Origin of the sequence: Devosia sp. ZB163 (genome assembly GCF_028613635.1) — a bacterium.
In the GTDB taxonomy this organism is placed as follows: Bacteria; Pseudomonadota; Alphaproteobacteria; order Rhizobiales; family Devosiaceae; genus Devosia_A.
On record NZ_JAQRMY010000002.1, the window covers coordinates 436,646 to 459,628 of the forward strand.

Here is a 22,983-nt window from a genome sequence, read left to right on the forward strand (position 1 = left end):
CGTCAGCTCGGGATCTTCCTCAGCGCTTCGTCGATGCTGAGGTCGTTGTTGCCCAGTCGCGCCCGGTAGACGAGGTAGTTGCCGAGCACGCGCTTCACATAGGTGCGCGTCTCCTGCACCGGAATCAGCTCGACCCACACCACGGGATCTATCGTATCCGAGCGCGGGTCGCCGAACAGCTTGATCCACTTGTTGGCGTTGCCGCCACCGGCGTTGTAGGCCGCGGCCGCAAGTAACAGCGAACCGTCATACCGTTCGAGCTGGGCCTTGAGGTAGGTCGAGCCGAGCAGCGTGTTGTATTCCGCATCGCTGGTCAGCCGGCTCTTGGAGTAGTCGACGCCCAGCTTGCCGGCCGTCTCTTTTGCCGTCGCCGGCATCAGCTGCATCAGCCCGCGCGCTCCGGCCGACGACACGGCGTCGACCTGAAACCGGCTCTCCTGACGGGTGATGGCGTAGATCGCCGCGTGATCCATCGCCGCCAGCTTCTTTACCGGCAGCCCGTCCTTGGGGAAGTTGAACAGGTCGAGCGGCACGCCACGGCGCTCGGCCGTGTCGGCGATAGAAATGGCGAGGTTGTGCGATCCGAGCGACTGGGCCAGCCGTGCTGCGAGCAGCAGTTCGCCGCCCTCGGTGAAGTTGGTGGCAAAGCTGCGGAGCAAGGGGGCGGCCATGTCCTTCTGCCCGTTGTCGGCAAGCAGCCGTACGGCACGCACGAGATCGTTGCTCTCGAAGCTGGCTTCCATCGTCTTCCACTCGGGCAGGCCGCGCAACTCCACGCCCTTCTGCCCCAAAGCGGAGCGGGCGAGCTGCCCGTAATAAACGGTGCCGAACTTGGCCGCTTCGGTCCACGCGGAGCGGGCGCCCGCTTCGTCGCCCAGCGCCATGCGGGACCGGCCGAGCCAGTAGTTGGCCTGCGTCACCGAGTCGGGCAGCGTCGAGTGCTTGGTCATTTCTTCGAAGTGCGGCGCCGCCGCCTTCGCGTCGCGCAGGAAGTTGAGCGCGATCCAGCCGGCGTGGAAGTGCGCCTCCACCATCCGGCCCTCGGGGCCGACATAGCGATCGGAGGCTTCGTAGGCACGGCGGACCTCGCCCAGGGCGAGGAGCTGCCGTGTGAGAGCGCGGCGCTCGTACCACCACTCGGCGGCGTCCGGCACCTCGCCTTTGGCCTTGTTGAGCCAGGTGATCGCCTGGTCCCACAGCTCGAACTGCCGCGCACGCTGGGCCCGGCTGAACTGGAATACCGGGTTCGACTGCATCGACGGGTCGACGTTGTCGAGCAGCTTCTTGGCGTCCTTGGCGTTGCGCGACACGGCATTGCGCGCTGTCGCCAGCGATTTCTGCGCCGGCGTCATGTACTTCATCAGCCGTTCAACGCCGGTCGCGCGGTCATGCATCATCAGGTGCATTGCGCGCGTCCAGTGGGCGTCGCGGTCGAGCAAGCTGCCGAGCTTGTCCAGCACCAGCGCTTCGGTACCCTTGTCGAGGAAGTTCTCTGTCCAGAGCGAGCGGGCGATCCGCGCGGCGCGATCATTCTGCCCATCGGCGACATAGGCCTCGGCCAGCGCGATCTGCGCGCTCACCGTATTGGGCATCGCCCCGCCCAGCGTCTTGATGATGGTCTCGGTGCTCGCGTCTTCCTTGATCAGCGCCTGTTCGAGGCGTGTCTTGAACACCGCGTCGGTGGCGAAGTCGGGTGCGTCGGCCATGAAGCGCTGCACTGAGGCCGAGGGGACCCCGCCATTGCCGTAGTAGATTGCCGCCCACTGGATGGCGCGACGTTCGACACCGTCGGATAGACCCCGTGCCGCCTCGTAGGCGCCGGCCTGGTCGCCGTCGTCGAGCAGCGCAATTGCCTTCTTGAAGCCGGCCGAAGCGCCCGGAACGGGAATCGCGACGCTACCCTTGGCAATCGCCCCCGTGCTGATCGGGTCGATGGCTGCGACAGGCGTTTCGGCAGGCTGATCATTGGCGCGCAACAGCACCATGGGCAGTGGCACGGCCACAGCCACACTAACGGCGAGAAAGCCCGCGATCAGGCCTTTCCGGCCTCGCGCAACAACCATGGTAACCGTCCTGTTGGTCCTCGGTACAAATCCAACAAGGTGCCCCCACCCTTGCAGCCGGTCCAGAATCTCACGGCGCCCGTGAACGTTTGGTTAGCTGCTCGGTCCTTGTGGGTGTGCGACGCGCCCTGACGCGACTGCTTGCTTGTCGTGCCGCACGAGAGAAACTATGGTGCGCGACTGTGGCCCAGGGATGATCCGGATGTGGCCATAATCTGGCCGCACGGCCCACCAACAAGTCCGCGGCCGCCATGGGCGGCGCGACGATCCAAGAGGAATTCCCGACAAATGCTCCGAGGCTCTCTAACAGCGCTCATCACTCCGTTCGCGAACGGGGCGCTGGATGAGAAAGCTTTCAGCCACTTTGTCGACTGGCAGATCAACGAGGGCTCGCACGGCCTCGTCCCCGTGGGCACGACTGGCGAAAGCCCCACCGTGACCCATGACGAGCACCGTCGGCTTATCGAGATCTGTGTCGAAGTGACGGCCAAGCGGGTACCCGTCGTCGCTGGTGCCGGCTCGAACTCCACGGCCGAGGCCGTGGCGCTCGCCCGCTATGCCGAAGATGTCGGTGCGGACGCCGTGTTGTCGGTCGTGCCGTACTACAACAAGCCGACCCAGGAGGGGATGTTCCAGCACTTCTCCGCCGTGGCCTCGGCCACGTCGCTGCCGATCATCCTCTACTCCGTGCCCGGCCGCACGGTGGTCGATCTCACCGTCGACACCATTGCGCGCCTGCGCGATGCCCATTCCAACATCGTCGGCGTCAAGGACGCGACGGCGAACATGGAGCGGGCCAGCGCCCAGCGTGCCAGGCTCGGTGTCGATTTCGTACTGCTCTCGGGCGAGGACGTGACTGCGCTTGGCTTCAACGCCCATGGCGGGCACGGCTGCATCTCGGTGACCTCGAACGTCGCGCCTCGAATGTGTGCCTTGTTCCAGAATGCCTGCCAGCAGGGCAACTACGCCGAGGCCCTTGCTCTCCAGGACAAGCTCTTCCCCCTGCACAAGGCCCTGTTCCTCGAGAACAATCCCGGTGGTGTCAAATACGCCGCCGCCCGTCTCGGCCTCTGCCGCAACGAGTTCCGCCTCCCTGTCGTGCCGATCAGCAAGGCCAACGAGCAGGCGATCGACGCGGCCTTGCAGCACGCGGGCCTGCTGCCCAACTAGCACCCATGGCCAAAGCTCCCGGAAAACCCGCGACCATCTCGACGGGGCCCGTCGCGGAAAACCGCCGGGCTCGCTACGACTACGAGATCCTTGATACCCTCGAAGCCGGCATCGTGCTGACCGGCTCCGAGGTCAAGTCGCTACGCCAGGGCAAAGCCCAGATCACCGAGAGCTATGCCTCGCCCGAGCGCGGCGAGCTCTGGCTCATCAACGCGCACATCCCCGAGTTCCTGCAGGCCAACCGCTTCAACCACGAGGAAAAGCGCCCGCGTAAGCTGCTGGTGAACAGGAAGCAGCTGGCGAAACTCAGCCAGGACGTCGAACGCGCCGGCAACACCATCGTGCCGCTCAAGCTCTATTTCAACGAGCAGGGCAGGGCGAAGCTCCTCATCGGCGTCGGCAAGGGCAAGAAGAGCTTCGACAAGCGCGAAACCGAAAAGAATCGCGACTGGAACCGCGAAAAGTCCCGCCTGCTCAAACACGGCTGAGCTGCCAGGCTGACGCCCATCCCGGCTGTCTTCACGGCAAGGGCTGGGAAACCCACGCAGAGCCCCCGTAGTCGCCATTTGCTCGAGAAAAGCCGCCACCCTACGTCAGGTCCGGCGTTCGCTCCCCTGCGCCCTGCATATGCGGGTCTGCAGCCAGCTCCACCTGCGCCGTCTCACCCTCCGCCGCCAGCAGCTTGTTGATCGCGAGCTTGGACTTCTCTGTCATGTCCCGCAGCGCCGGCAGGTACTCCGGCGTCGGCACCCACGCCCGTAGCTGCATCACGATCTTGTCGCCGGTGAAGCTCTCCACATGCACTGACGGCGGCGGGTCGACATGCACGCGCTTGTCGGTCGTCGCGATCTTCAGCATCGTTCGCCGCACCGCCGAGACATTGGCCGTATCGGGCACAGTGATGTTCACATCGATTCGCCGTCGGGGTTCGCGGCTGTGATTGGTGATGGCGCTGTTCCACAGCTTCTGGTTCGGCGTGAAGATGTAGAGGCCGCTGGTCGAGCGCAGCCGCGTCCCGAAAAGCCCGATCTCCACTACGACCCCGGCCACGCTGTCGGCCACGATGTACTCGCCGATGGCGATGGGCCTGAGCCAGATCAGCATGATTCCCGCCGCGATGTTGGCGAGCGTGTTCTGCAGCGCCAGCGCGATGGCGAGGCCGGCCGCGCCGATAACCGCATAGATCGAGGTGCTCGAGACACCCACGAAGCTCAGCGCCGTCACGATGGCGAAGATCATGACGCCGTAGCGCGTCACCTGCGCCAGCAGCGGCGCGAAATTCTTGTCCACCCCGTAGGCGCGCGGCAGCAGATCGCGCACGAGCCGCGACAGAACTCGGGACAGGTACCAGCCGAACACCAGCGTTCCGAGCGCCAGCAGGATCGGGATGGAATTGTCAGTCAGCCAGCGCCAAGGCAGGGATACGAGTTCGTGGGGTTCGTTCATGGTTGGTCGATCGAGGGAACGCTCGCTGGTAGCTTAGCAATCTGGCAAAAGCAGGAAAGTCAAAGAACCTCCGAAAGGGTGCTTGCCAAGCCGGACTCACCCTGATAGTCACCCCCTCGGCCCAGGGTGCATAGCTCAGATGGTAGAGCAGCTGACTCTTAATCAGCGGGTCCAAGGTTCGAGTCCTTGTGCACCCACCAACCTCCCCTAGGGGAAGGTTGGTGTTCCGGTCCCCCAGGTCAGAGTAGGCCTGACAAGGCGGTAATAGATCCGCCCAGCCAGATTTCAGTTCGCCATCGGCAGCAGTTCGGCAGCACCTTGCTGTCACGCAGCAGTTCGCGCTCCAGCGAGTGGCGTTTCCATGAGAATTGGCAGCCCTACACCTCAGCGGTGCGTGTCATCGCCGAGTGATCGCAATACTGAACGGGGATGCGGTGTCCGTGGTCAACGGCTTGACGGCGCTGCTGGGCGTCAGGTCAACCTCGTCGACGACCCGCTCGGTCTTCTCGTTGAGCGATTTGACTCGATAGAGGACGGGGCCACCCTCGTAGGGGAGGCGGAGCACGACCTCACACGGTCCTGCCGGTCGGTTGCTCACGCCCGGCAAGGCGCGCATCTCCAATATCTGGCCGACCTGGTAACGATGTTTCATGACTGTCCTGAAAAACAAAGGGCCGCCGACCGGAGCGATCGGCGACCCGATAACAAGGGGCTGGGAGCCAACCAGGTGGCACCCGAGTGCAGTACCCAGACGTCCCGGGACGCTTAGAGCAGCGACAGATTCGTCGCGGAAACCTTGCCGTCCCGACCCTTTTCGAGGTCGTACGACACCTTCTGGCCTTCGCTGAGCGAAGAGATGCCGGCGCGCTCCAGCGCGGTCACGTGGACGAATGCGTCCTTGCTACCATCGTCGGGCTGAATGAAGCCGAAACCCTTGGTGGTATTGAAGAATTTGACGGTGCCTTGGATCATTTGAGGCCCTTCCTGATATATGTGGCACATGCAGATGCACAATGCCCGTTCCAGACAGCCAACATGGCTGCCCAGCCTAAACGTTCACAATATCAAGAATAACCTGAGGGACCTTAAGCCGCCTCTGTATCGCGTGATGTCAGCGAGCGCGAAAAGAGCATGCGCCTAAATAGCGCCAATAGCAAGGCGCGATCGAAGCTTGCCCAACCTCCCCCACTATCGCCCAAAAATCTTCCTTGGCAATGGAATATTTCTGGGCCGGTTGCCCTGTTGGCGTGTCAGGTCAGTGGTCGCAGGCCGATGTACTCCATGATCAGCACCTGAGCGACCATCACAAATCGCCCGCCGATGGTGGATTTGTCCGCAGTGCGGCCTTCACAACCGGGCGCCAGCCCTCTAAATAGCCGCGATCGCCTTTCCACCTGGAGTATCTGACGAATGCCCTTTGGCCTCGACGCTTCGGCTTTTGCGGCATTCTTTCAGGTCATCGTCATCGATCTGGTTCTTGCCGGCGACAACGCAGTCGTCATCGGCCTCGCTGCAGCCGGCCTCGAGCCGACGCTGCGCAAGAAGGCGATCCTCATCGGCATCATCGCCGCTACGGTGCTCCGCATCTGCTTTGCGCTGATAACCACGCAGTTGCTCGCGCTCGGCGGGGGCCTGCTGATCGCCGGCGGCCTGCTGCTGCTCTGGGTATGCTGGAAGATGTATCGGGAGCTCGCGGTCTCCCATGAGCAGGAGCACGAGGCCACCGAGGCTCTGGCCGATGCCGATCTCAATCGCGACGGAAGTATCGCCTCCAAGGCCCCACGCAAGTCGCTCAAGTCCGCCGTCTGGCAGATCGTCATCGCCGACGTCTCGATGTCGCTCGACAACGTTCTGGCCGTGGCCGGCGCCGCGCAGCACCACGAAGTGGCGCTGATCTTCGGCCTCGGCCTCTCGGTTCTGCTTATGGGCGTCGCCGCGACTCTCGTCGCCGGTCTCCTCCATCGCTACCGCTGGATCGCGTGGATCGGCCTCGTGGTCATCCTCTACGTCGCGGTGAAGATGCTCTACGAGGGCGCCGACCAACTCCTCGACCACACGCTCCCCGCCATCCCCCTTCTCAAGGGTGTCGCGCCCATCGCCGTCGGGCACTAACCCATTAACCACCGGGGCATTTTCCTCGGTGGAGTAGGGGATTGGGAATAGGCGCGACGGTAGTTTGCGCACCGGAACTGTCATCCGGACGCAAACATGCCTCACGTCGCTATCTCCGAGGGTATCCCGGTCGAACTTGCCGCGCCGCGCGCTGCCACGTCGTCGGTCAGCATGCGCGTCGTCACCCCTGCCGAGTGGGATGAGACGATCGCCGACTTCGACGGCGCCTGTCAGGAGCAACTCGCGACCTTCGCACTCGCCCGCTGGCCGGGCGTCGCTCTCGAGCCACAGGTCTTTGTCCGGAACGGCGAAATCGTCGGCGGCTGCCTCATCATGGTCCAGCCGCTGCCGCTCAGGCTCGGCTCGGTGGCCGTTGCCAAGTGGGCGCCCATGCTGCGTCGCAACGGCACCCCGGATGCCGATCGAATCTATTCGCAGATCGTCGATGCGCTCACGGCCGAGTATGCCGATCGCCGCCGCATGATGCTGTCGATCCTGCCGCGCGCCTCCCTCGAGGCCGAGAACGCTGAGTACGCGCATCTGGCGGGCCGCGGTTTCCGCGAGGGCTCGTCGCTGCTCTTTCCCAACCGCTACATCGTCAACCTGCGCCTCTCCGATGCCGAGCAGCGCTCGAGCTTCCACCAGAAGTGGCGCTACCATCTCAACAAGTCCGACAAGGCCGGCTTACGCTTCGAGCACGCTCCGGCCGACCGGCTCGCCGATTTCACCAGGCTTTACGAGCAGATGGTGGACCGCAAGAAGTTCCCCGATCATTCGGCCTACGACACCGTCGCGGCCCTGATGACGATGGCGAACGAGACCCTGCGCCCCGAGCTCTTCTTCGTCTGGCACGGCGATGAACTCGTCGCCGGCGCCGTTATCTTCAAGGCCGGCGACCGGGCCGTCTACCTCTACGGCGCGACGACCGCGGCCGCCCTCGATCTCCGCGCCGGCTATTTCCTCCACTGGCACATCATTCGCTGGTTGCGCGACAACACCCGCGCCTCCTGGTACGACCTTGGAGGCACCGATGGGTTCCACGGGCTGCACCAGTTCAAGAAGGGCATGGTCGGCGATCGTGGCGTCATCTCGCCGGTGCCGCCTGTTGCCAACTATGCGCGGCACTGGTGGCCGCGGTTGATGGGCGAGTGTGCATTCGCAGCGCGTGGAGCGATCCAGGCTCTCGCCAGGTACGTCGATCGGCTTCGGCCCGACCGGGCCAAGCCGGATCAGAAGCGGTCCGACGACTGATGAGCCTCCGCCAGCGCCTGCTATCGCAATCGACGGTGATCTTCGGAGCCCGCGTCTTCGGCGCGGGCGTGATCTTTCTCGCCCAAGCGGCCATCGCCCGCTTCTGGGGCGCCGAAATCCTCGGCGAGTACCTGCTGATCATCGCCACGGTAAACATCGTCGCTGTGTTCCTGCCGCTCGGCTTCCACACGGTTGGCACCTACTTTGCTGCCGAGTATCGGTCCAGGGGGCAGGGCGGGCTGCTGCGCGGCTTCATGCGGCGCACCTACAGCCATCTCCTCGTCGGCGCGCTCGTCCTGCTCGTCGTCGGCTATCCCATTGCCGAATCGTTCGGCGAACCCGGCAAGGTGCTGACCGCTCACTGGATCCCCGCCTGCCTCATGGCGCTCGCCACCGGGGCAGTCTACTGCAACACCGCGCTCCTCGTCGGCCTCCGGCGGCCCTTCGCCGGCTACTTTGCCGATACCGTCTTCCGCCCGATGCTGGTCGCCCTCTGCTTCGGCATATCGGGCCTTGCGCTGGGTGTTGCCGCCAAGCTCGACGAGATGATCTGGCTGCTCGCCATCGGCTTCGTGCTCATCGCCGCCGGCCAGTTCGCCTGGCTGCTCCGCGCGGTGCGTGACGTTCCCGCTTCCGCCGCCGCAGCGCCCGCCGATCGCAAGCGATGGTGGCGGTTCGCCATGCCCTGGGTGGTCATCTCCCTCGCCACTGATTTCTACTTCGACATCGACCTGCTGGTCCTTTCGAACCTGCTCGATCGCGAGAGCCTCGCCGTGTTCGGCGTGTGTACCCGCGTCTTCTCGCTGGTCGCATTCGGCGTCTCCGCGGTCTACGCGGTGACACTGCCCGAAATGTTCGAGCGCAGCGCCGCCTCCGATCGCGAGGGATTCATGCGCCAGATCGGTGAGGCCAACCTCGTGGCGTCAGGCATTTCGGTCGGCCTGTTTGCCGTCGTCGCCGCCATCGCGCCGCTGCTGCTGATGCTGTTCGGCCCCGAGTTCGAGGTCGGCGTCGCGCCGCTCGCCGTGCTCTGCCTCACCCTGTGCGTCCGTTCGGTCTTCGGTCCGGCCGCCATGGTGCTGTCGATCCACGATCGGCCCTATGCCACGCTGCCAGCGGTCGTCCTGGGCATGACCGTGCTCGTCACTGCAAATATCCTGCTGGTTCCGGCCCACGGCCTGATGGGCGCCGCCATCGCTGCCCTGATCGCCCAGACCATCTGGTCCGCCGCCATGTGGGTCACCGCCCGCCGGTTCGCCGGCATCGACGTGTCGATCGGCCCGCGCCTGCGAGAACTGCTCGCCCGCCGCGTCCCCAAGGACGTCTAGCGCCTCCCTGCGGGCCGGGGCGTCATCGCACCGACGGCAACTTTGCGAGAAGGCTACCGTCCCAGCATCGCGTCAACCCTCGCCTTGAAACGGGCCAGTCGGCCCAGACCCATTCCCCGGTCGTAGGTGTCGGTCTGCTTGGTGTAGAACTTCTCCATCACCACGTAGTCCTGCCCGAAGATCTGCTGGCGCAGCAGCGCCGCCTGCTCGTAGCCGTAGCGGCGGAGCAGGGCGAGCGCGACCTCGTTCTCCGGGCGCACCCAGGTGAAGGCCTTGTGGAACTTGCCGTTATCCCAGTGTTCGTCGAACACCCGCATGCCATGCAGCCCCAGTCGGGTCTGGCGATGCGAGGGAAATATCCAGCTCCAGTAGCGGAATAGCGAGCCGGTCTCCGGCCCCGAGATCAGTCCGCCGCCCGGCACGCCGTCGACAGTCAGCACGATGACGTGGAACGGGTCGACACGCTGCAGCGCGCGCAGGAACGACTTGCTGAGCCGGTCCTTTTCGTGCGCCTTGAACAGGTCGTTGTAGTGCGGCGACTCGTCGATCACGGCCATCAGTTCGTGATGGATCATGTCGATCTCGTCGGGCCGCGCAGCGTGGTGGCCGAGTTCCGGCATCTTGCCCCCCAGGACTGGTATTATCGGCAGTATCGGGAAAAGCCCCGCAAAAACCGTTTACGGCTAGGGTTTCCGTAGGTCTAAAGACGACAAGTGGTCTGCTTGCTCGGGCTGGGGGCCTTGGTTAGAACGGTTCTCAAAAACCGGGAGATCTCCATGAGCGAGAATTTGGTCTTCGAGCCCAGCGCAGCTGCCCTTGCGCGGACGCGGACGACGGCACAGCAGTACGAGGAACTCTACGCCCGGTCGGTGAACGATCCCGACGGCTTCTGGAAGGAAATGAGCCAGCGCATCGACTGGATCAAGGCTCCGACCAAGATCAAGAACACCACGTTCCAGTACCCCGACGTTTCGATCAAGTGGTTCGAGGACGGCGAGCTCAATATCTCGGCCAACTGCGTCGACCGGCACCTCGCGACACGCGGCGACCAGACTGCCATCATCTGGGAAGGCGATGTCCCGGGCACCGACGGCAAGATCACCTACCGCGAGCTGCATGATCGCCTCTGCCGCTTTGCCAACGTGCTCAAGGCCAACGGCGTAAAGAAGGGTGACCGCGTCACCATCTACATGCCGATGGTGATCGATACCGCCATCGCCATGCTCGCCTGCGCCCGCATCGGCGCGGTGCATTCCGTGATCTTCGGCGGCTTCTCGCCGGATTCGATCGCCGGCCGCATCAACGATTGCGACAGCCGGATCGTGCTGACCGCCGACGAAGGCCGCCGCGGCGGCCGGACCATTCCGCTCAAGAAGAACGTCGACGAAGCGCTGTTGAAGAGCCCCGGCGTCGACAAGGTCATCGTCGTCAAGGTCACCGGCAATGCCGTCGACATGAAACCCGGCCGCGACGTCTGGTACGACGATGCCGTCAAGACCGTCACCGCCGACTGCCCGCCCGAGCCGATGAACGCCGAAGACCCGCTGTTCATCCTCTATACCTCGGGTTCGACCGGCAAGCCCAAGGGCGTGCTGCACACCACCGGCGGCTACATCGTCTGGGCCTCGCTCACCCACGAGCGCACCTTTGATTACCGCGATGGCGACATCTACTGGTGCACCGCCGACGTCGGCTGGGTCACCGGCCACAGCTACATCGTCTATGGCCCCCTTGCGAACGGCGCGACCACGCTGATGTTCGAGGGCGTGCCGAGCTATCCCGATGCCTCGCGCTTCTGGCAGGTCGTCGAAAAGCACAAGGTCAACATCTTCTACACCGCGCCGACCGCCATCCGGGCCCTGATGGGCGCCGGCCCCGAGTTCGCCGACAAGTACGAGATGCCCAGCCTGCGCATGCTCGGTTCGGTGGGCGAGCCGATCAATCCCGAGGCCTGGCTCTGGTACCACAAGCATGTCGGCAAGGGCCGCTGCGAGGTCGTCGATACCTGGTGGCAGACCGAAACCGGCGGCTTCATGATCACGCCGCTCCCGGGCGCGATCCCGACCAAGCCGGGCTCCGCGACCAAGCCCTTCTTCGGCGTCCAGCCCATCGTCCTCTCACCTGAGGGCCGTATCCAGGAGCAGACCAAGGCCGAAGGTGTGCTCTGCATCAAGGACAGCTGGCCCGGCCAGATGCGCACCGTCTATGGCGACCATGCCCGGTTCGTCTCGACCTACTTCGAGACCTACAAGGGCTACTACTTCACCGGCGACGGCTGCCGCCGCGACGAGGACGGCTACTACTGGATCACCGGTCGCGTCGACGACGTGCTCAACGTCTCCGGCCACCGCATCGGCACGGCCGAAGTGGAGAGCGCGCTGGTCGCTCATCCCAAGGTCGCCGAAGCCGCCGTCGTCGGCTATCCGCACGACGTCAAGGGGCAGGGGATCTACTGCTACATCACGCTGATGGCCGGCGCGCAGGGCGACGACGCGCTCAAGACCGAGCTCCGCAACTGGGTCCGCAAGGAGATCGGCGCTATCGCATCGCCTGACCTGATGCAGTTCGCGCCCGGCCTGCCCAAGACCCGCTCCGGCAAGATCATGCGCCGCATCCTGCGCAAGATCGCCGAGAACGACTACGGCGCGCTCGGCGACACCACCACGCTCGCCGACCCTGGCGTGGTCACCGACCTGATCGAGAACCGCCAGAACCGCTAAGGCCTTAGCCCCTGCAAAAGCCCAACCATCGCGTCCCTCCCCCTTGAGGGGAGGGATCGAGGGAGATACTCCCCTTGATGGGGGCCATGCCGGCGCAGTGACTCATCGTACGGTGACTACCCCGCTTTCGCCGCACTTGTCCGTCACAAGCGCGCCCATCCGATCCCCGAAAGCTCAAATCGATGCGCCTCGCCACGACACTCCTCGCGACGATCTTCGCCCTGTGCACTGCGCCCGTCATGGCACAGTCCCTCGAGCAGATGGCCGGCCAGATGATCGTCGTCGGCTTCGCCGGTGACTCGGTCGACGACAAGGGCGTGGTCGCCGCCCGCAAGCAGATTGCCGACGGCGAAATCGGCGGGGTCATGTTCCTCAAGACCAACGTCGCGAGCCGCGAGGCCGTGACCGCCATGAACGCCGCCTTCCGCGACGCCGCGCCCGCCAACCTTCCGCCCTTCATTACCCTCGATCAGGAGGGCGGCCTGGTCGAGCGGCTGAGCAAGGATGTCGGCTTCAAGGAAATCGCCAACGCCGCCACCATTGCCGGCGACAACACGCCCGAACAGGCCCGCGCCGTCTATGCCGGCCTCGCCGAAGGCGTTCGCGACTGGGGCTTCAACGTCAACTTCGCCCCGGTCCTCGATCTGGCCGTGAATCCCGCCAATACGGTCATCGCCAGGAACGGCCGGGCCTATGGCAAGACTGCCGACGTCGTCGCCTCCTATGCCGCCGAGGTCGTCGCCGCGCACCACGATGCCGGGCTCATCACCTCGCTGAAGCACTTTCCTGGCCACGGCTCGTCCACCGCCGACAGCCACGAGGGCTTCGTCGATATCACCCGCACCTGGAAGCCTGTCGAACTCGATCCCTACCGCGCGCTGATCGCCAAGGGCTACGAGGACTTCGTCATGGTCGGCCACCTGATCAACACCGAGATCGATCCGTCCGGCCTGCCGTCGAGCCTGTCCAAGCCCTGGATCGAGGAAGTGCTGCGCGGCCAGCTTGGCTTCACCGGCGCGGTCATCACCGACGATCTCGAGATGGGCGCCATCCGTGATCACTTCAATCTCGAAGAGACGGTCACCCGCGCCGTGCGCGCCGGCGTCGACGTGCTGCTCTTCTCCAACACCGCCAAGCCCCGCTCCTCGCTCGGCCCCGAAGTCCGCGACATCCTCGTCGCCGAAGCCAAGGCCGACCCCGAGTTCAAGGCCCGCATCGAAGAGAGCTATAAGCGCATCGTCGCCCTGAAGAGCCGCATCGGAAAGTAGGGCGACTCCAAGTCGCCTCCTACCCACCAGCTGTTGTCCTGCGAGAGCAGGGACCCACATCCCAGTGCGTACCGGACGGAAGCTCTAGCTCCAGCCTGCGAACGCACCAACTGCACATCTTGCCACCCCCGCGGGCCTCATGCTGGTTGCAGTCGTCCTGTTCCTGCTCTAGCAGCAAGTTTTCCCCACCTGAGGCCGGTCGCTGGTCGAAAGCGCTCCCGCCCGTTGGTGCAAATGAGCTAAACTCCGGCCTCCGAAGTAGTGAAGGGTGTACGCATGAGTGATGGAACCAGGGAGGTGCGGCGAGTTCGCGCGCTGTTTATCTCCGATGTCCATCTCGGCATGCGCCCGACCCGCATCCACCAGCTCATCGATTTCCTGCGCTGGCACGAGGCCGAGACCATCTACCTCGTCGGCGACATCATCGATGGCTGGCGCCTCGCCAAGGCCTGGCATTGGCCCGCCGAGTACCACCAGCTTGTCGAGGTCTTCCTCGACAAGGCCCTCGCAGGTACCCGCATCGTCGTCCTCCCGGGCAATCACGACGAGTTCCTGCGCGAGTACCTCGGCACGTACTTCGGCGAAGTCGAGGTCGTCGATCGCACCATCCACACAACGGCGCAGGGCAAGACCTACGTCGTTATCCACGGCGACCAGTTCGACGTCGTCGTCGCCCATGCCAAATGGCTGGCGCATGTGGGCGATTGGGCCTATCGCGCCGCGTTGCGGCTCAACATCGCGGTCAACTGGGTGCGCCGCCGCATGGGTCTGACGTACTGGTCGCTCTCCGCCTGGGCCAAGCACAAGGTCAAGAACGCCGTCTCCGTCATCGGCCGCTTCGAGGAAGCGCTGACCCTCGAAGCGCGCGACAGCGGCGCCGACGGCGTCATCTGCGGTCACATCCACTACGCCGACATGCACGAGCGGCTGGGCATCCACTACGTCAACACCGGCGATTGGGTCGAAAGCTGCACCGCCGTGTGCGAAACCGACGAGGGCGTCCTCGAGCTCATCCGCTGGACCGAAGCTCCCCTCCCGCGCAAACCCCGCCGCCTGAGGCTCAGGCGCGCCCCAGCCGCTCCGGGTCAGTAAACCGGGGCCGCAGTGCGCTGACCTCTCAGTCGGCCCGCACCTGCTCCATGTCGGCCGCATCTCGATCGAAAAGAACGTCGAGGCCTTCCTTTCCCTCGACCTCCCCGGCACCAAGATCGTCGTCGGCGACGGTCCGGCGCGCGCCGAGCTCCAGGGCCGTTATCCGGATGCGCTCTTCCTCGGCCTCAGGACCGGCTCCGAGCTCGCCGAAATCTACCGCTCGGCCGATGTCTTCGTCTTTCCCAGCCGCACCGACACCTTCGGCAACGTGCTGCTCGAAGCGCTTGCCAGCGGCCTGCCTGTTGCCGCCTTCCCGGTCACCGGACCGCGCGACATCCTCACCGATCCAGCCTGCGGTGCACCTCGCCGTCGCGGTCCTGCGCGCGTTGACCCTCGACCGGGGGGCAGCGCGCGCCCACGCCCGGAACTTCACCTGGTCGCGTTGCGCCGACATCTTCCTCGATACACTGGTGCCGGGCCGCAACGCCGCTCTCGCGGCGTGACCGCGACATAACGCTCCCCACCTTTGGGCCCGTTGATTATTTCTCCGTCTCATGAGCAAGGTCGGCCAAAGGGGCAGGATTCTCCCGCCCGGAGCACACCCTGATGTCGTCGTCCACGGTCGCACCCCGGGTCTCCCCCGAGTTGCGCGCGGCCATCTACCATTTTGCCGTGTTCGGCTCGACAGGCGTCTCGTCGGTCTACTTCGGCATCTGGCTCGCCAACCGTGGCATCGGCCCCGACGAGATCGGCATCATCAACGCGGCGCCGCTGCTCCTCATGCTGCTCCTCAACCAGCTGGTCGGCCGTATCGCCGATCGGATGCCCGATTGGCGCGGCGTCATCATTGTGCTGTCGCTCATCGCCGGCGCGGTGCCCATCGGCCTGTTCTTTGTCTCCGGCTTCTGGGGCATCCTGCTCGTCTGGGTGCTGTCGATCATGCCGGCCTTCGCGCTGGTCCCCGTCGTCGACGCCGCCACCTTGCGCATGACGCAGCGGCGCGGCACGGATTTCAGCACCGTGCGGGCCTGGGGGACGGTGGGCTTCATGGTCACGACCTTCATTTCCGGCCCGCTCATCGCCTGGCTGGGTGACGGTGCCTTCGTACCGCTCTTCGTCGCCTTCGCGCTGCTGCGCGCGCTGCTCGCGTTCCAGCTGCCCCAGTTCCGGGCCGGTGAGGGGCAGACCAAGTCCGCCACCAAAGGCGCCCGCCGCCTGCGCGAAGTGCTCAAGCCCTGGTTTCTCCTGACCCTTGCCGGCGTCGCCATCCTCTATTCCACCCACGCTGTCATCAGCGCTTTCGGCGCGCTGCTCTGGAAGGAGCAGGGGATATCCGAGGGCCTGATCGGTCCGCTCGTCGCCACCATGGCCGCCGCCGAAGCCGTGATGATGTTCGTCTGGAGCCGGCTGAAGCTGCGCGTCTCGGCCCGCCACCTCATCCTGTTCGCATGCCTGGTCGCCGCCTTCCGCTGGACCGCCATGGCCTTCTCGCCGCCAGTCTGGGTGCTGTTCTGCCTGCAGATGCTGCACTCGGTGACCTTCGCCATGGGCTATCTCGGCGGCATCTACTTCCTCGCCAACTGGACCAGCGACGAGATCGCCGCCGAGGCCCAGGGCTTCTCCTACGTGCTGCAGCAGGCCATGAGCGTCCTCATCATCCTCGGCATGGGCTGGCTTGTCGCCGCCTTCGGCCCGATGGCATGGCTATTCGTCGGCGCCTTCTCGGTGCTCGGCGCCTTGTGCGTCGCGCTCTCGCTGAAACTGCAACCTAAGTCCGCCCACGCCGTCGCCCCCGACGAGATCGTGGCCTCCGATCCCACTCCCTGAGTTTCCACTTTCATGTCCGCCGTGACGATCGCCGAACCACGTCTGAGCCCCGAATTCCGGGCAACGATCTACTATTTCATCCAGTACATGTCGGGCGCCGTCGTCACCGTCTATGGTGGCATCTGGTTCGCCGACCAGGGCCTGACGCCCGAGCAGATCGGCGTCCTCAACGCCGTGCCCGTGCTGATCATGCTCGCCCTCAACGTCGTGGTCGGCCGCATCGCCGACCGGGCCTCGGATTGGCGGCAGGTGATCATCCTCGGCTCGATTCTCGCCGGTCTCCTTCCCCTCGGCCTGTTCTTCGTCTCGGGCTTCTGGAGCATCCTCATCGTCTGGACGCTGCTCTCGCTGCCCGCTGCGGCCGTCGGCCCCGTGGTTGACGCCGCCACCATCCGCATGACGCGCCGCCGCGGCACGCAGTTCGGTCCCATCCGCGCCTGGGGCACGGTGGGTTACATGGTGATGCTCATCCTCACCGGCTTCGTCATCACCTGGCTTGGCGGCGCCATTTTCCTTCCGATGTTCGTCGGCCTGTCACTGCTGAGGACGATCACGGCCTTCGGCCTGCCGCGCTTCCGCGGCCCCGAAACTGCCGACTCGGTAGCCCCGCATGCCGGTGCCGCCCGCCACCTGGGTGAGGCGATGAAGCCCTTCTTCGTGCTGCCGCTCGTCGGCTTCTCGATGGTCTACGGCACGCACATCGTGCTCAACGCCTTCCAGGGCCTCTTGTGGAAGGAACAGGGCTTCTCCGCCGATATCATCGGCCCGCTCCTCGCGGTCGGGGCTCTTGCCGAAGCCGGCCTGATGTTCGTCTTCGGCCGGGTCCAGTCGCGCTTTTCGGCGCGCAGCCTCATCCTCGCCTCGGCCGTAGTCGCGGTGTTCCGCTGGTTCTGCATGGCCCTCCAGCCCGGCATCGAGTTCCTGATCCCGCTTCAGGCCCTCAACGCCATCACCTTCGCGCTCGGCTACATGGGCTGCATGCACTTCATCGCCAACTGGACCAGCGACGAGATTGCGGCCGAAGCGCAGGGCTTCTTCCAGATGCTGCAGCAGGGCATGAGCGTCATCGCCCTTGTCGGCTTTGGCTGGCTCATCGGCCTCATGGGGGCCCAGGCCTACTTCATCGCGGCCGCCTTCGCCGGCGTCGGCGGCATCCTGATCTGGCTCTCCATCGCCATGCAGGGCCGGAAGCAACCGGGCGGCGCGCGCCTCGGCTAGTCGTTTCGCTTTGATAATGGCGGCGGGCAGGAGAGCTGGATACGGTGCCCCTGCCCATGAAGGACGACCTCGTGGCCACGACTTCCAGGACGACATCGACGCCATCGCGCGCATCGATGCCGTGAAGACGATCCTCGACGTTGTCTGCCGGATCACCGGCATGGGCTTTGCCGCGCTCGCCCGCGTCACCCGGCCGACTGCTATCCTGACACAGTCGTTGCCTGTCGAGGTGCGAGCGCAGGTCCCTAGCCAGCTCCAGCGAACCTCAAGCTACTGCGCCCGTCGGCCCGCCCGCCTCGCCCCCATCCCCCAGCGCAAACAAAAAGCCCCGCGATCGCTCGCGGGGCTTTGTTGGTTAGCTGCTACCGGAGCTTAGCCCAGTCGGCCGCTCGCATGGGCCAGCATGGTGTAGACCCGGCCGCGGTCGCTGAGCAGGTACTCGCGAGTCTCGCCCGCGGGGTTCCCACCTGTCGCTGCGCGCTTCAGCAACTGCTCGAACTCGGCCATGTAGGTCGCCGAGGTCTTGGCGAAGTCCTGGTCGCGCTGGATGCGCTTGCGCACCTCGTCATAGGTCGCCTGGCCGCCCAGCGTGTAGATGCGGCGCGAGAAGACGTTCTGCTCGCCCGACTGGTAGCGCTGCCAGGCGTCGGCCAACGCGGCCGGCTCCATGGCCTTGGCGATCTCTTCCGTGAGGGTCGAGAGGTTCTGCTGCGCCACGGGGGCAGGGGCCGGAGCCGGTGCGCTGGCCGCGGCCGGAGTACCGGCGCGGTTCAGCACGTCGCGGAGCCAGCCGCCACTTTCCTCGGACTTGGCCGGGGCGGGGGTCGGAGCAGGAGCCGGCTTTTCGGCGACAGGCTGCGGCCGCGGAGCGGTGACGGTCGGTGCCGGGCTTTCGAACCGCGGTGTGGTCCGGATCGGCTCGGCCGGACGGACCAGCTCGGGGCGCGGCTCCGGCTTGCTCGGGGCTTCATCGCGGATGAAGGACGAGCGCGTCGGCGCCGGCGGCGGGCGGCGGTCGTTGAGGTCGTGCGTCGCCGGCTGCGACCGGACGATGGCATTGAGCTCGGCCAGGGCCTCGATCTGCTCGGCCACGACGCGGCGCATCGCGGCGGCGCTCGACTTGGTCTCCTCGGGCAGTTCCATGACGCCACGGGCGAGCTCCGACCGGGTGCTCTCGAGCTCGGCGCCCACTTCCTTGGCGGTAGCGCGCATGGCCGAGGCCGTCTCGTTGAACCGCTGCGTGGCGGCTTCGAGGGCCTGCTGCATCTCGAGGATCATGGTCGCCTGCGTCTGGCGCAGGGCATCGGCGGCGCGCTGGCTCTCGTTGGAGGCCGTGTCGGTGAACGAGCCGAGCTGGGTCGCCACACGGTGCGAGGTGCTTTCCAGCGCTTCCTCGAGCAGGTTGGTGCTCTTGCCGAGCACCGACTGCATGTCGGTCGTGGCGCCGGCGAGGGCCGACTGCAGCTTGTCCGTGGTGCCGTTGAGCGCCTGTTCGAGCTGCGTCGTGGTCTCGCTGAGCGAGGTCTGGACGCGTTCGGCCGTCCCGGTCAGCACGTGCTCGAGCTGGCCGGTGGTCTCGCCGAGCGAGGTCTGGATCTGCTCGGCGGTGCTGGTAAGCACCGACTGCAGCTGGCCGGTCGTGTCGGCGAGGGCGGCATTGATCGTGCCGGTCGTCGCCTCCAGCGTCTCGGCAACGTTCGAGGTCGTGCTCGCCAGCAGCTGCTCCATCGACTCGCGTGCCGAGACGAGCCGCACTTCGGTCTCTTCCACGGTCTCGGAGATGGACTGGGCGAAGCCGCGCATGCGGCTGTCGATCTCGTCGGCACGAGCGGTGAAGGCGTGAGCCAGCTCGTCCATGGCATGGCGGCGCTCGTCGAGGTTGGCGAGCGTCATCGCGCCGGTGTTACTGAGGTTCTGCGCCGCCGTGTCGAGGCTCTTGGCCTCGCTGTCGAGGTTGCCGAGGATGGCGCCGAACTCGTTGACCATCGAGGCGATGGCCGTCTGCAGCGCGCCGACATGCTCGGTGACCATGCGACCGGCTTCTTCCGTCGAGCCGATCGCCTCGCGGACCGTGCTCGAGTAGGTGGCGGTCTGCTGGGCGACGCTGGTCTCGAGGTTGGCGAGGTTCGCCGTCGAGGCGTCCAGCACCTTCTGCAGCAGCATGTTGGAGTCGTTGAGCTTGCCGAGCGCCGCCGTCACATCGGTGAGGATGCGCGAGGTCGACTGGCTCATCAGCTCCTCGGCCTGCGAGGCGTTGGTGATCAGCGCCTGGGCCAGCACGTTGCTGTGGCCGGCGAGGCTCATCTCGAGCTGTGCCGAACGGTCGGAGACGAGCGCCGAGAAGGCGTCGGTCTGCTCGGAGACCACTCGGTTGATCTCGGCCACCTTGCCGCCGATTGCATCGGCGGCGGCCACGGCCTTGATCGAGATCAGCTCGTCGATGTTGCCCGACGCGCGCTGGATCTGCTCGAGCGCGTTGCGGACTGCGACGTCCATGCGATCGGCGGTCGAGGTGACGTCCTCGGCGATGATCTGCGTCGCTTCGACAATACGGCGGGAGATGGTCTCCTCGATGCGGTCGGCGCCGGCCTCGAGGTCGGTCATCGACTGCACCAGCGCCGTGTTGATCGCGGTGTTCAGCGACGCAAGGCGCTCGGCCGTGATGTCGGCACGGGCGGTGATGGCCTCGGGCAGGGTGCCCAGGCGCTGGTCGACCATGTCGGTGATGGCCTTGCGGGCCGAGTTGACGCCGGTCTCGATGATGTCGGCCGCCTTGCGAGCGCTGTCGCCCACGGTCGAGGCCGCACCGTCGATGCGGGCGGTGACGCCGGACTCGGCGTCGGCAATCCTGAGGATTGCAGCGTCGAGGCCACGGCCGAGCGACTCGTTGATTTCCGAAACCTTGGTCTCGATGACGGTCGCGACGGCGCCGGCACGCTCCGACATGACGTCGGTGACATTGCGCAGGGTGCCTTCGATCTTGTCGCGGGCATTATTGCCCTGCGCCTCGATCGTCCGTGCCAGCTCGCCGGTGCGGTCGCCGATGGCAGCCGCGATACCGACAGTGTGCGAGCCGAGCGTTTCAGCCAGCTGCTGGGTACGGGTGTTGAGGGCTTCGGCAAGCTCGGCCGAGCGGGTCGAGACGGTCGCCGCCAGCGCCTGCGTGCGCTGGTCGAGGCTGTCGCCGATCTGCTGGGCATGCTGCTGCAGCGCGATGTCGATCGCCTGGGTGCGTTCCAGCACGGACTGGTCGAGCGCCTGAGTGCGGCTGGCAACGGCGTCGTCCAGTTCCTTGGCGCGGCCGGTGAGGATCTGATCGAACTGCTCGACCCGGTTGCCGAGCGCAACGTCGATCGCCTGCGCGTGGGTGATGATATTGGTGTCCATGTGCCGCGCATGGCCGGCAATGGTCTCGTCGAACGCCTTCACGTGCTGGTCGAGCGCCGAGGTGATCTCGCCATGACGGCTCGCCAGCGACTCGTTGAGCAGCTGCACGCGCGTGTCCAGCGCATCGGCGATGATCTGCGTGTGCCCTTCGAGGGAGTCCGAGATTTCGCTCGAACGGTTGGCGATGGCCTCGGTGATCTGCTTGGTCCGCTGGCCGAGCGTCTCGGTCATCTCGCGGGTGCGCTGCGCCACCATGTCGTTGAAGCTCTCGGCCTTCTCGTCGAGGGCCATCTCAAGCACGTTCGCGCGGGCCGAGAAGCTCGCGTTGTTCTTGTCGAGAGCAGCGATCAGCTTATCGCCCTTGTCGCCGATCACGCTGTCGAGCGTCGACAGACGGCTGTCGATGGCCGTTGAGATTTCGTCGAGGCGGGCGTCGAACTGGGCGAGGTTCTGCGAACCGGCGCCGGTCAGGGTGACACGCGCGCGCTCAGTGGTGTCGTCGAGAGCGCCCGACAGCTCGATCATCGCGGATTGCAGCCGCGACTCCATCGAGTTGACCTGGATCTGCACCTGCTCGTCGAGCTGGCGCGACAGGCCGCCCAGCAGTTGCTCGGCCTCACGGGAACGGCCCGTGATGTCGGAGGCGATGCGGGTGCCGATCATGTCGAGTGCGCTCGACACTTCGTGGCCGCGGTCGCGCAACTGGTCGAGCAGGGTGATGCCGCCCTGGCTCAGGAGCTTGGCCAGCGACGACGTGCGGTTGTCGATCGCGTCGGAGAGTGTCACGGCGCGGCTGTCGAGGGCCTCGGTCAGCGAGTTCATGCGGCCGTCGATGACGGCGCTCAGTTCCTGCGTGCGGCTCTCGAACGCGCCGGACAGGGTTCCTGCCTTGTCCTCGAGCGTGATGTTCAGGCGCGACGCGGAGTCGTCGAGAGCGACCAGCAGGTGGCTGGTGCGCTGGTCGATCAGCGACACGAAGCTCTCGGTGCGCTCGCCGAAGGCGCCGTTGAGCGAATTGCCGGCGGTCTCGAGTGCCTTGGTCAGGTTGCCACCGGACTCGACGATCGTGCCCGCGATGCGCTGCGAAATCATGTCGAGGTCGAACACGAGGCCCGTATGGCTCTCGGTGATGGCCTCGCGCACGCGCTCGGTGTTGGTAATGACAGCTTCGCGCTGGCTGGCCAGTTCCTGGATCAGGGCGCGCATACGCGATTCATTGTCGGAATAGGTGCGCTCGAGTGCGGTGACCTCGTTGTGGATCATCACTTCGAGCTCGCCGGCGCGCGACAGGGCGCGCTCGAGGCCGTCGCCCAGCGCGTTCACTTCACGGCGCACGGCCTGGCCGACCGACGCGACCTTCTCGGACGCGGTGGTTTCGGGTTCGGCGAGGCGGATCGCCGCCTGTGTCACGGCCGCCGCGGCGTTGCGGAGATCCTGTGCGCGGCGAATGAGGGTGGCGATGGCGAAGATGCCGATCACCGGCACCACTGCGAGCGCGACGAGACCGATGAAGTCGTTCGAGCCCCAGAAGGCCGCCGTGCCCATGTCGCCGCCGTTGCGGATCAGCGCGACGAGGAGGATGGCCACCACCCAGCCGGCCGAAACGATGCCCGCGACCATGGTCGGCGCGCCCGATGACTTGGACTGCAGGCCATAGAGGATCTTGGAGGAGGGGAAGCGGTCGTCATTGGCGACCGATCCGGTCTGCGCCGCGAACTTGTCCGCGATGCGCTGCCGCTCCGAGCGAGCCGAGTTGTCGCGCGGGATCGGCTTGGGGCCCATCTTCTCGGCGGGCGCCGCTTCCTCCGGCTCCGCCGGTTTGTCGAGGTTGGCGAACACCGAGTCCTTCAGCGCGTCTTCGACGGCCGAGAACGCCAAGGTTGCAGGGTCGTTCTGGGGTGCGGTGGTCTTTTTGGCCATACTCTCAATACTCTCGCATCGGCACTCGGCAAGCGATCAGAGCTGGCATTGGACCACCCACCGAGTTCCGGTAAGCCGTCCAAATTGGGTAAAATGCGATTCAAAAGCCCCGCAGTCTTCCCATTACGCCCCACGCCGCCGCGCGCTAGGTAACCTCAAAGATACATACAATTTGAGCCAA

General features: G+C 65.6%; 17 protein-coding genes and 1 tRNA gene. 12 read left to right on the forward strand and 6 right to left on the reverse strand.

The genetic code is table 11. From position 1 onward, the window contains the following. Positions 1-2: 2 nt before the first annotated feature. The gene (locus PRN20_RS10315; protein WP_273957258.1) at positions 3-2,063 is read right to left on the reverse strand and encodes a lytic transglycosylase domain-containing protein; all 2,061 of its coding nucleotides are present in this window, start codon (positions 2,061-2,063) and stop codon (positions 3-5) included. Positions 2,064-2,351: 288 nt separating this feature from the next. Between PRN20_RS10315 and dapA the strand changes: the two genes are divergently transcribed. Both dapA and smpB read left to right on the forward strand, forming a co-directional pair. Then, positions 2,352-3,233, forward strand: coding sequence for a 4-hydroxy-tetrahydrodipicolinate synthase (gene dapA / locus PRN20_RS10320; protein ID WP_273957259.1), 882 nt, complete (start codon positions 2,352-2,354; stop codon positions 3,231-3,233). Positions 3,234-3,238: 5 nt separating this feature from the next. Then, on the forward strand, positions 3,239-3,721 hold the full coding sequence (smpB, locus tag PRN20_RS10325) for an SsrA-binding protein SmpB (RefSeq protein ID WP_273957260.1): 483 nt from the start codon (positions 3,239-3,241) through the stop codon (positions 3,719-3,721). 100 nt (positions 3,722-3,821) lie between these two features. On the opposite strand, the gene PRN20_RS10330 is transcribed toward smpB, so the two are convergent. After that, entirely contained in the window at positions 3,822-4,679 is an 858-nt protein-coding gene (locus PRN20_RS10330; RefSeq protein ID WP_273957261.1) for a mechanosensitive ion channel family protein, read from the reverse strand. Between the two features lie 124 nt (positions 4,680-4,803). On the opposite strand from PRN20_RS10330, the gene PRN20_RS10335 reads away from it, so the two are divergent. Next, positions 4,804-4,879, forward strand: a tRNA-Lys gene (locus PRN20_RS10335). Positions 4,880-5,076: 197 nt separating this feature from the next. Here the strand turns inward: PRN20_RS10335 and PRN20_RS10340 are convergent. Both PRN20_RS10340 and PRN20_RS10345 read right to left on the reverse strand, forming a co-directional pair. Next, positions 5,077-5,331 carry a hypothetical protein gene (locus tag PRN20_RS10340; protein WP_273957262.1) on the reverse strand — a complete coding sequence of 85 codons (255 nt, stop codon included), beginning with the start codon at positions 5,329-5,331 and terminating at the stop codon, positions 5,077-5,079. 113 nt (positions 5,332-5,444) lie between these two features. Then, a complete protein-coding gene (locus PRN20_RS10345) occupies positions 5,445-5,651 on the reverse strand; it encodes a cold-shock protein (protein WP_273957263.1) in 207 nt (68 codons plus the stop codon). 438 nt (positions 5,652-6,089) lie between these two features. Here PRN20_RS10345 and PRN20_RS10350 point away from each other — a divergent pair, with 438 nt between their 5' ends. The 3 genes from PRN20_RS10350 (at position 6,090) to PRN20_RS10360 (ending at position 9,370) form a co-directional block, all read left to right on the forward strand. Further along, positions 6,090-6,791, forward strand: coding sequence for a TerC family protein (locus tag PRN20_RS10350; protein ID WP_273957264.1), 702 nt, complete (start codon positions 6,090-6,092; stop codon positions 6,789-6,791). A gap of 96 nt (positions 6,792-6,887) precedes the next feature. Beyond that, positions 6,888-8,042 carry a lipid II:glycine glycyltransferase FemX gene (locus PRN20_RS10355; protein ID WP_273957265.1) on the forward strand — a complete coding sequence of 385 codons (1,155 nt, stop codon included), beginning with the start codon at positions 6,888-6,890 and terminating at the stop codon, positions 8,040-8,042. After that, on the forward strand, positions 8,042-9,370 hold the full coding sequence (locus tag PRN20_RS10360) for a lipopolysaccharide biosynthesis protein (protein WP_273957266.1): 1,329 nt from the start codon (positions 8,042-8,044) through the stop codon (positions 9,368-9,370). Before PRN20_RS10355 ends, PRN20_RS10360 begins: the two co-directional genes overlap by 1 nt. 53 nt (positions 9,371-9,423) lie before the next feature. Here the strand turns inward: PRN20_RS10360 and PRN20_RS10365 are convergent, their stop codons facing one another. Beyond that, positions 9,424-9,990, reverse strand: coding sequence for a hypothetical protein (locus PRN20_RS10365; RefSeq protein ID WP_273957267.1), 567 nt, complete (start codon positions 9,988-9,990; stop codon positions 9,424-9,426). A gap of 156 nt (positions 9,991-10,146) precedes the next feature. Between PRN20_RS10365 and acs the strand changes: the two genes are divergently transcribed. The 6 genes from acs (at position 10,147) to PRN20_RS10395 (ending at position 17,495) form a co-directional block, all read left to right on the forward strand. Then, complete coding sequence (gene acs / locus PRN20_RS10370; protein WP_273957268.1) at positions 10,147-12,090, forward strand: acetate--CoA ligase; 1,944 nt, start codon at positions 10,147-10,149, stop codon at positions 12,088-12,090. Positions 12,091-12,272: 182 nt separating this feature from the next. Continuing rightward, entirely contained in the window at positions 12,273-13,358 is a 1,086-nt protein-coding gene (locus PRN20_RS10375) for a glycoside hydrolase family 3 protein (protein WP_273957269.1), read from the forward strand. A gap of 276 nt (positions 13,359-13,634) precedes the next feature. Next, a complete protein-coding gene (locus PRN20_RS10380; protein ID WP_273957270.1) occupies positions 13,635-14,450 on the forward strand; it encodes a UDP-2,3-diacylglucosamine diphosphatase in 816 nt (271 codons plus the stop codon). Between the two features lie 64 nt (positions 14,451-14,514). Next, positions 14,515-14,964, forward strand: coding sequence for a glycosyltransferase (locus PRN20_RS10385; RefSeq protein WP_443112567.1), 450 nt, complete (start codon positions 14,515-14,517; stop codon positions 14,962-14,964). A 92-nt stretch (positions 14,965-15,056) separates the two neighbouring features. Continuing rightward, positions 15,057-16,277 carry an MFS transporter gene (locus PRN20_RS10390; RefSeq protein WP_273957271.1) on the forward strand — a complete coding sequence of 407 codons (1,221 nt, stop codon included), beginning with the start codon at positions 15,057-15,059 and terminating at the stop codon, positions 16,275-16,277. Positions 16,278-16,289: 12 nt separating this feature from the next. Continuing rightward, on the forward strand, positions 16,290-17,495 hold the full coding sequence (locus PRN20_RS10395) for an MFS transporter (RefSeq protein WP_273957272.1): 1,206 nt from the start codon (positions 16,290-16,292) through the stop codon (positions 17,493-17,495). A 372-nt stretch (positions 17,496-17,867) separates the two neighbouring features. Here the strand turns inward: PRN20_RS10395 and PRN20_RS10400 are convergent, their stop codons facing one another. Beyond that, complete coding sequence (locus PRN20_RS10400) at positions 17,868-22,802, reverse strand: hypothetical protein (protein WP_273957273.1); 4,935 nt, start codon at positions 22,800-22,802, stop codon at positions 17,868-17,870. Positions 22,803-22,983: the final 181 nt, after the last annotated feature.

Bases quoted from the DNA above. Each gene is read 5' to 3' on its own strand.
- PRN20_RS10315 (WP_273957258.1), bottom strand. From the start codon at position 2,063: ATGGTTGTTGCGCGAGGCCGGAAAGGCCTGATCGCGGGCTTTCTCGCC.
- dapA (WP_273957259.1), top strand. From the start codon at position 2,352: ATGCTCCGAGGCTCTCTAACAGCGCTCATCACTCCGTTCGCGAACGGG.
- smpB (WP_273957260.1), top strand. From the start codon at position 3,239: ATGGCCAAAGCTCCCGGAAAACCCGCGACCATCTCGACGGGGCCCGTC.
- PRN20_RS10330 (WP_273957261.1), bottom strand. From the start codon at position 4,679: ATGAACGAACCCCACGAACTCGTATCCCTGCCTTGGCGCTGGCTGACT.
- PRN20_RS10340 (WP_273957262.1), bottom strand. From the start codon at position 5,331: ATGAAACATCGTTACCAGGTCGGCCAGATATTGGAGATGCGCGCCTTG.
- PRN20_RS10345 (WP_273957263.1), bottom strand. From the start codon at position 5,651: ATGATCCAAGGCACCGTCAAATTCTTCAATACCACCAAGGGTTTCGGC.
- PRN20_RS10350 (WP_273957264.1), top strand. From the start codon at position 6,090: ATGCCCTTTGGCCTCGACGCTTCGGCTTTTGCGGCATTCTTTCAGGTC.
- PRN20_RS10355 (WP_273957265.1), top strand. From the start codon at position 6,888: ATGCCTCACGTCGCTATCTCCGAGGGTATCCCGGTCGAACTTGCCGCG.
- PRN20_RS10360 (WP_273957266.1), top strand. From the start codon at position 8,042: ATGAGCCTCCGCCAGCGCCTGCTATCGCAATCGACGGTGATCTTCGGA.
- PRN20_RS10365 (WP_273957267.1), bottom strand. From the start codon at position 9,990: ATGCCGGAACTCGGCCACCACGCTGCGCGGCCCGACGAGATCGACATG.
- acs (WP_273957268.1), top strand. From the start codon at position 10,147: ATGAGCGAGAATTTGGTCTTCGAGCCCAGCGCAGCTGCCCTTGCGCGG.
- PRN20_RS10375 (WP_273957269.1), top strand. From the start codon at position 12,273: ATGCGCCTCGCCACGACACTCCTCGCGACGATCTTCGCCCTGTGCACT.
- PRN20_RS10380 (WP_273957270.1), top strand. From the start codon at position 13,635: ATGAGTGATGGAACCAGGGAGGTGCGGCGAGTTCGCGCGCTGTTTATC.
- PRN20_RS10390 (WP_273957271.1), top strand. From the start codon at position 15,057: ATGTCGTCGTCCACGGTCGCACCCCGGGTCTCCCCCGAGTTGCGCGCG.
- PRN20_RS10395 (WP_273957272.1), top strand. From the start codon at position 16,290: ATGTCCGCCGTGACGATCGCCGAACCACGTCTGAGCCCCGAATTCCGG.
- PRN20_RS10400 (WP_273957273.1), bottom strand. From the start codon at position 22,802: ATGGCCAAAAAGACCACCGCACCCCAGAACGACCCTGCAACCTTGGCG.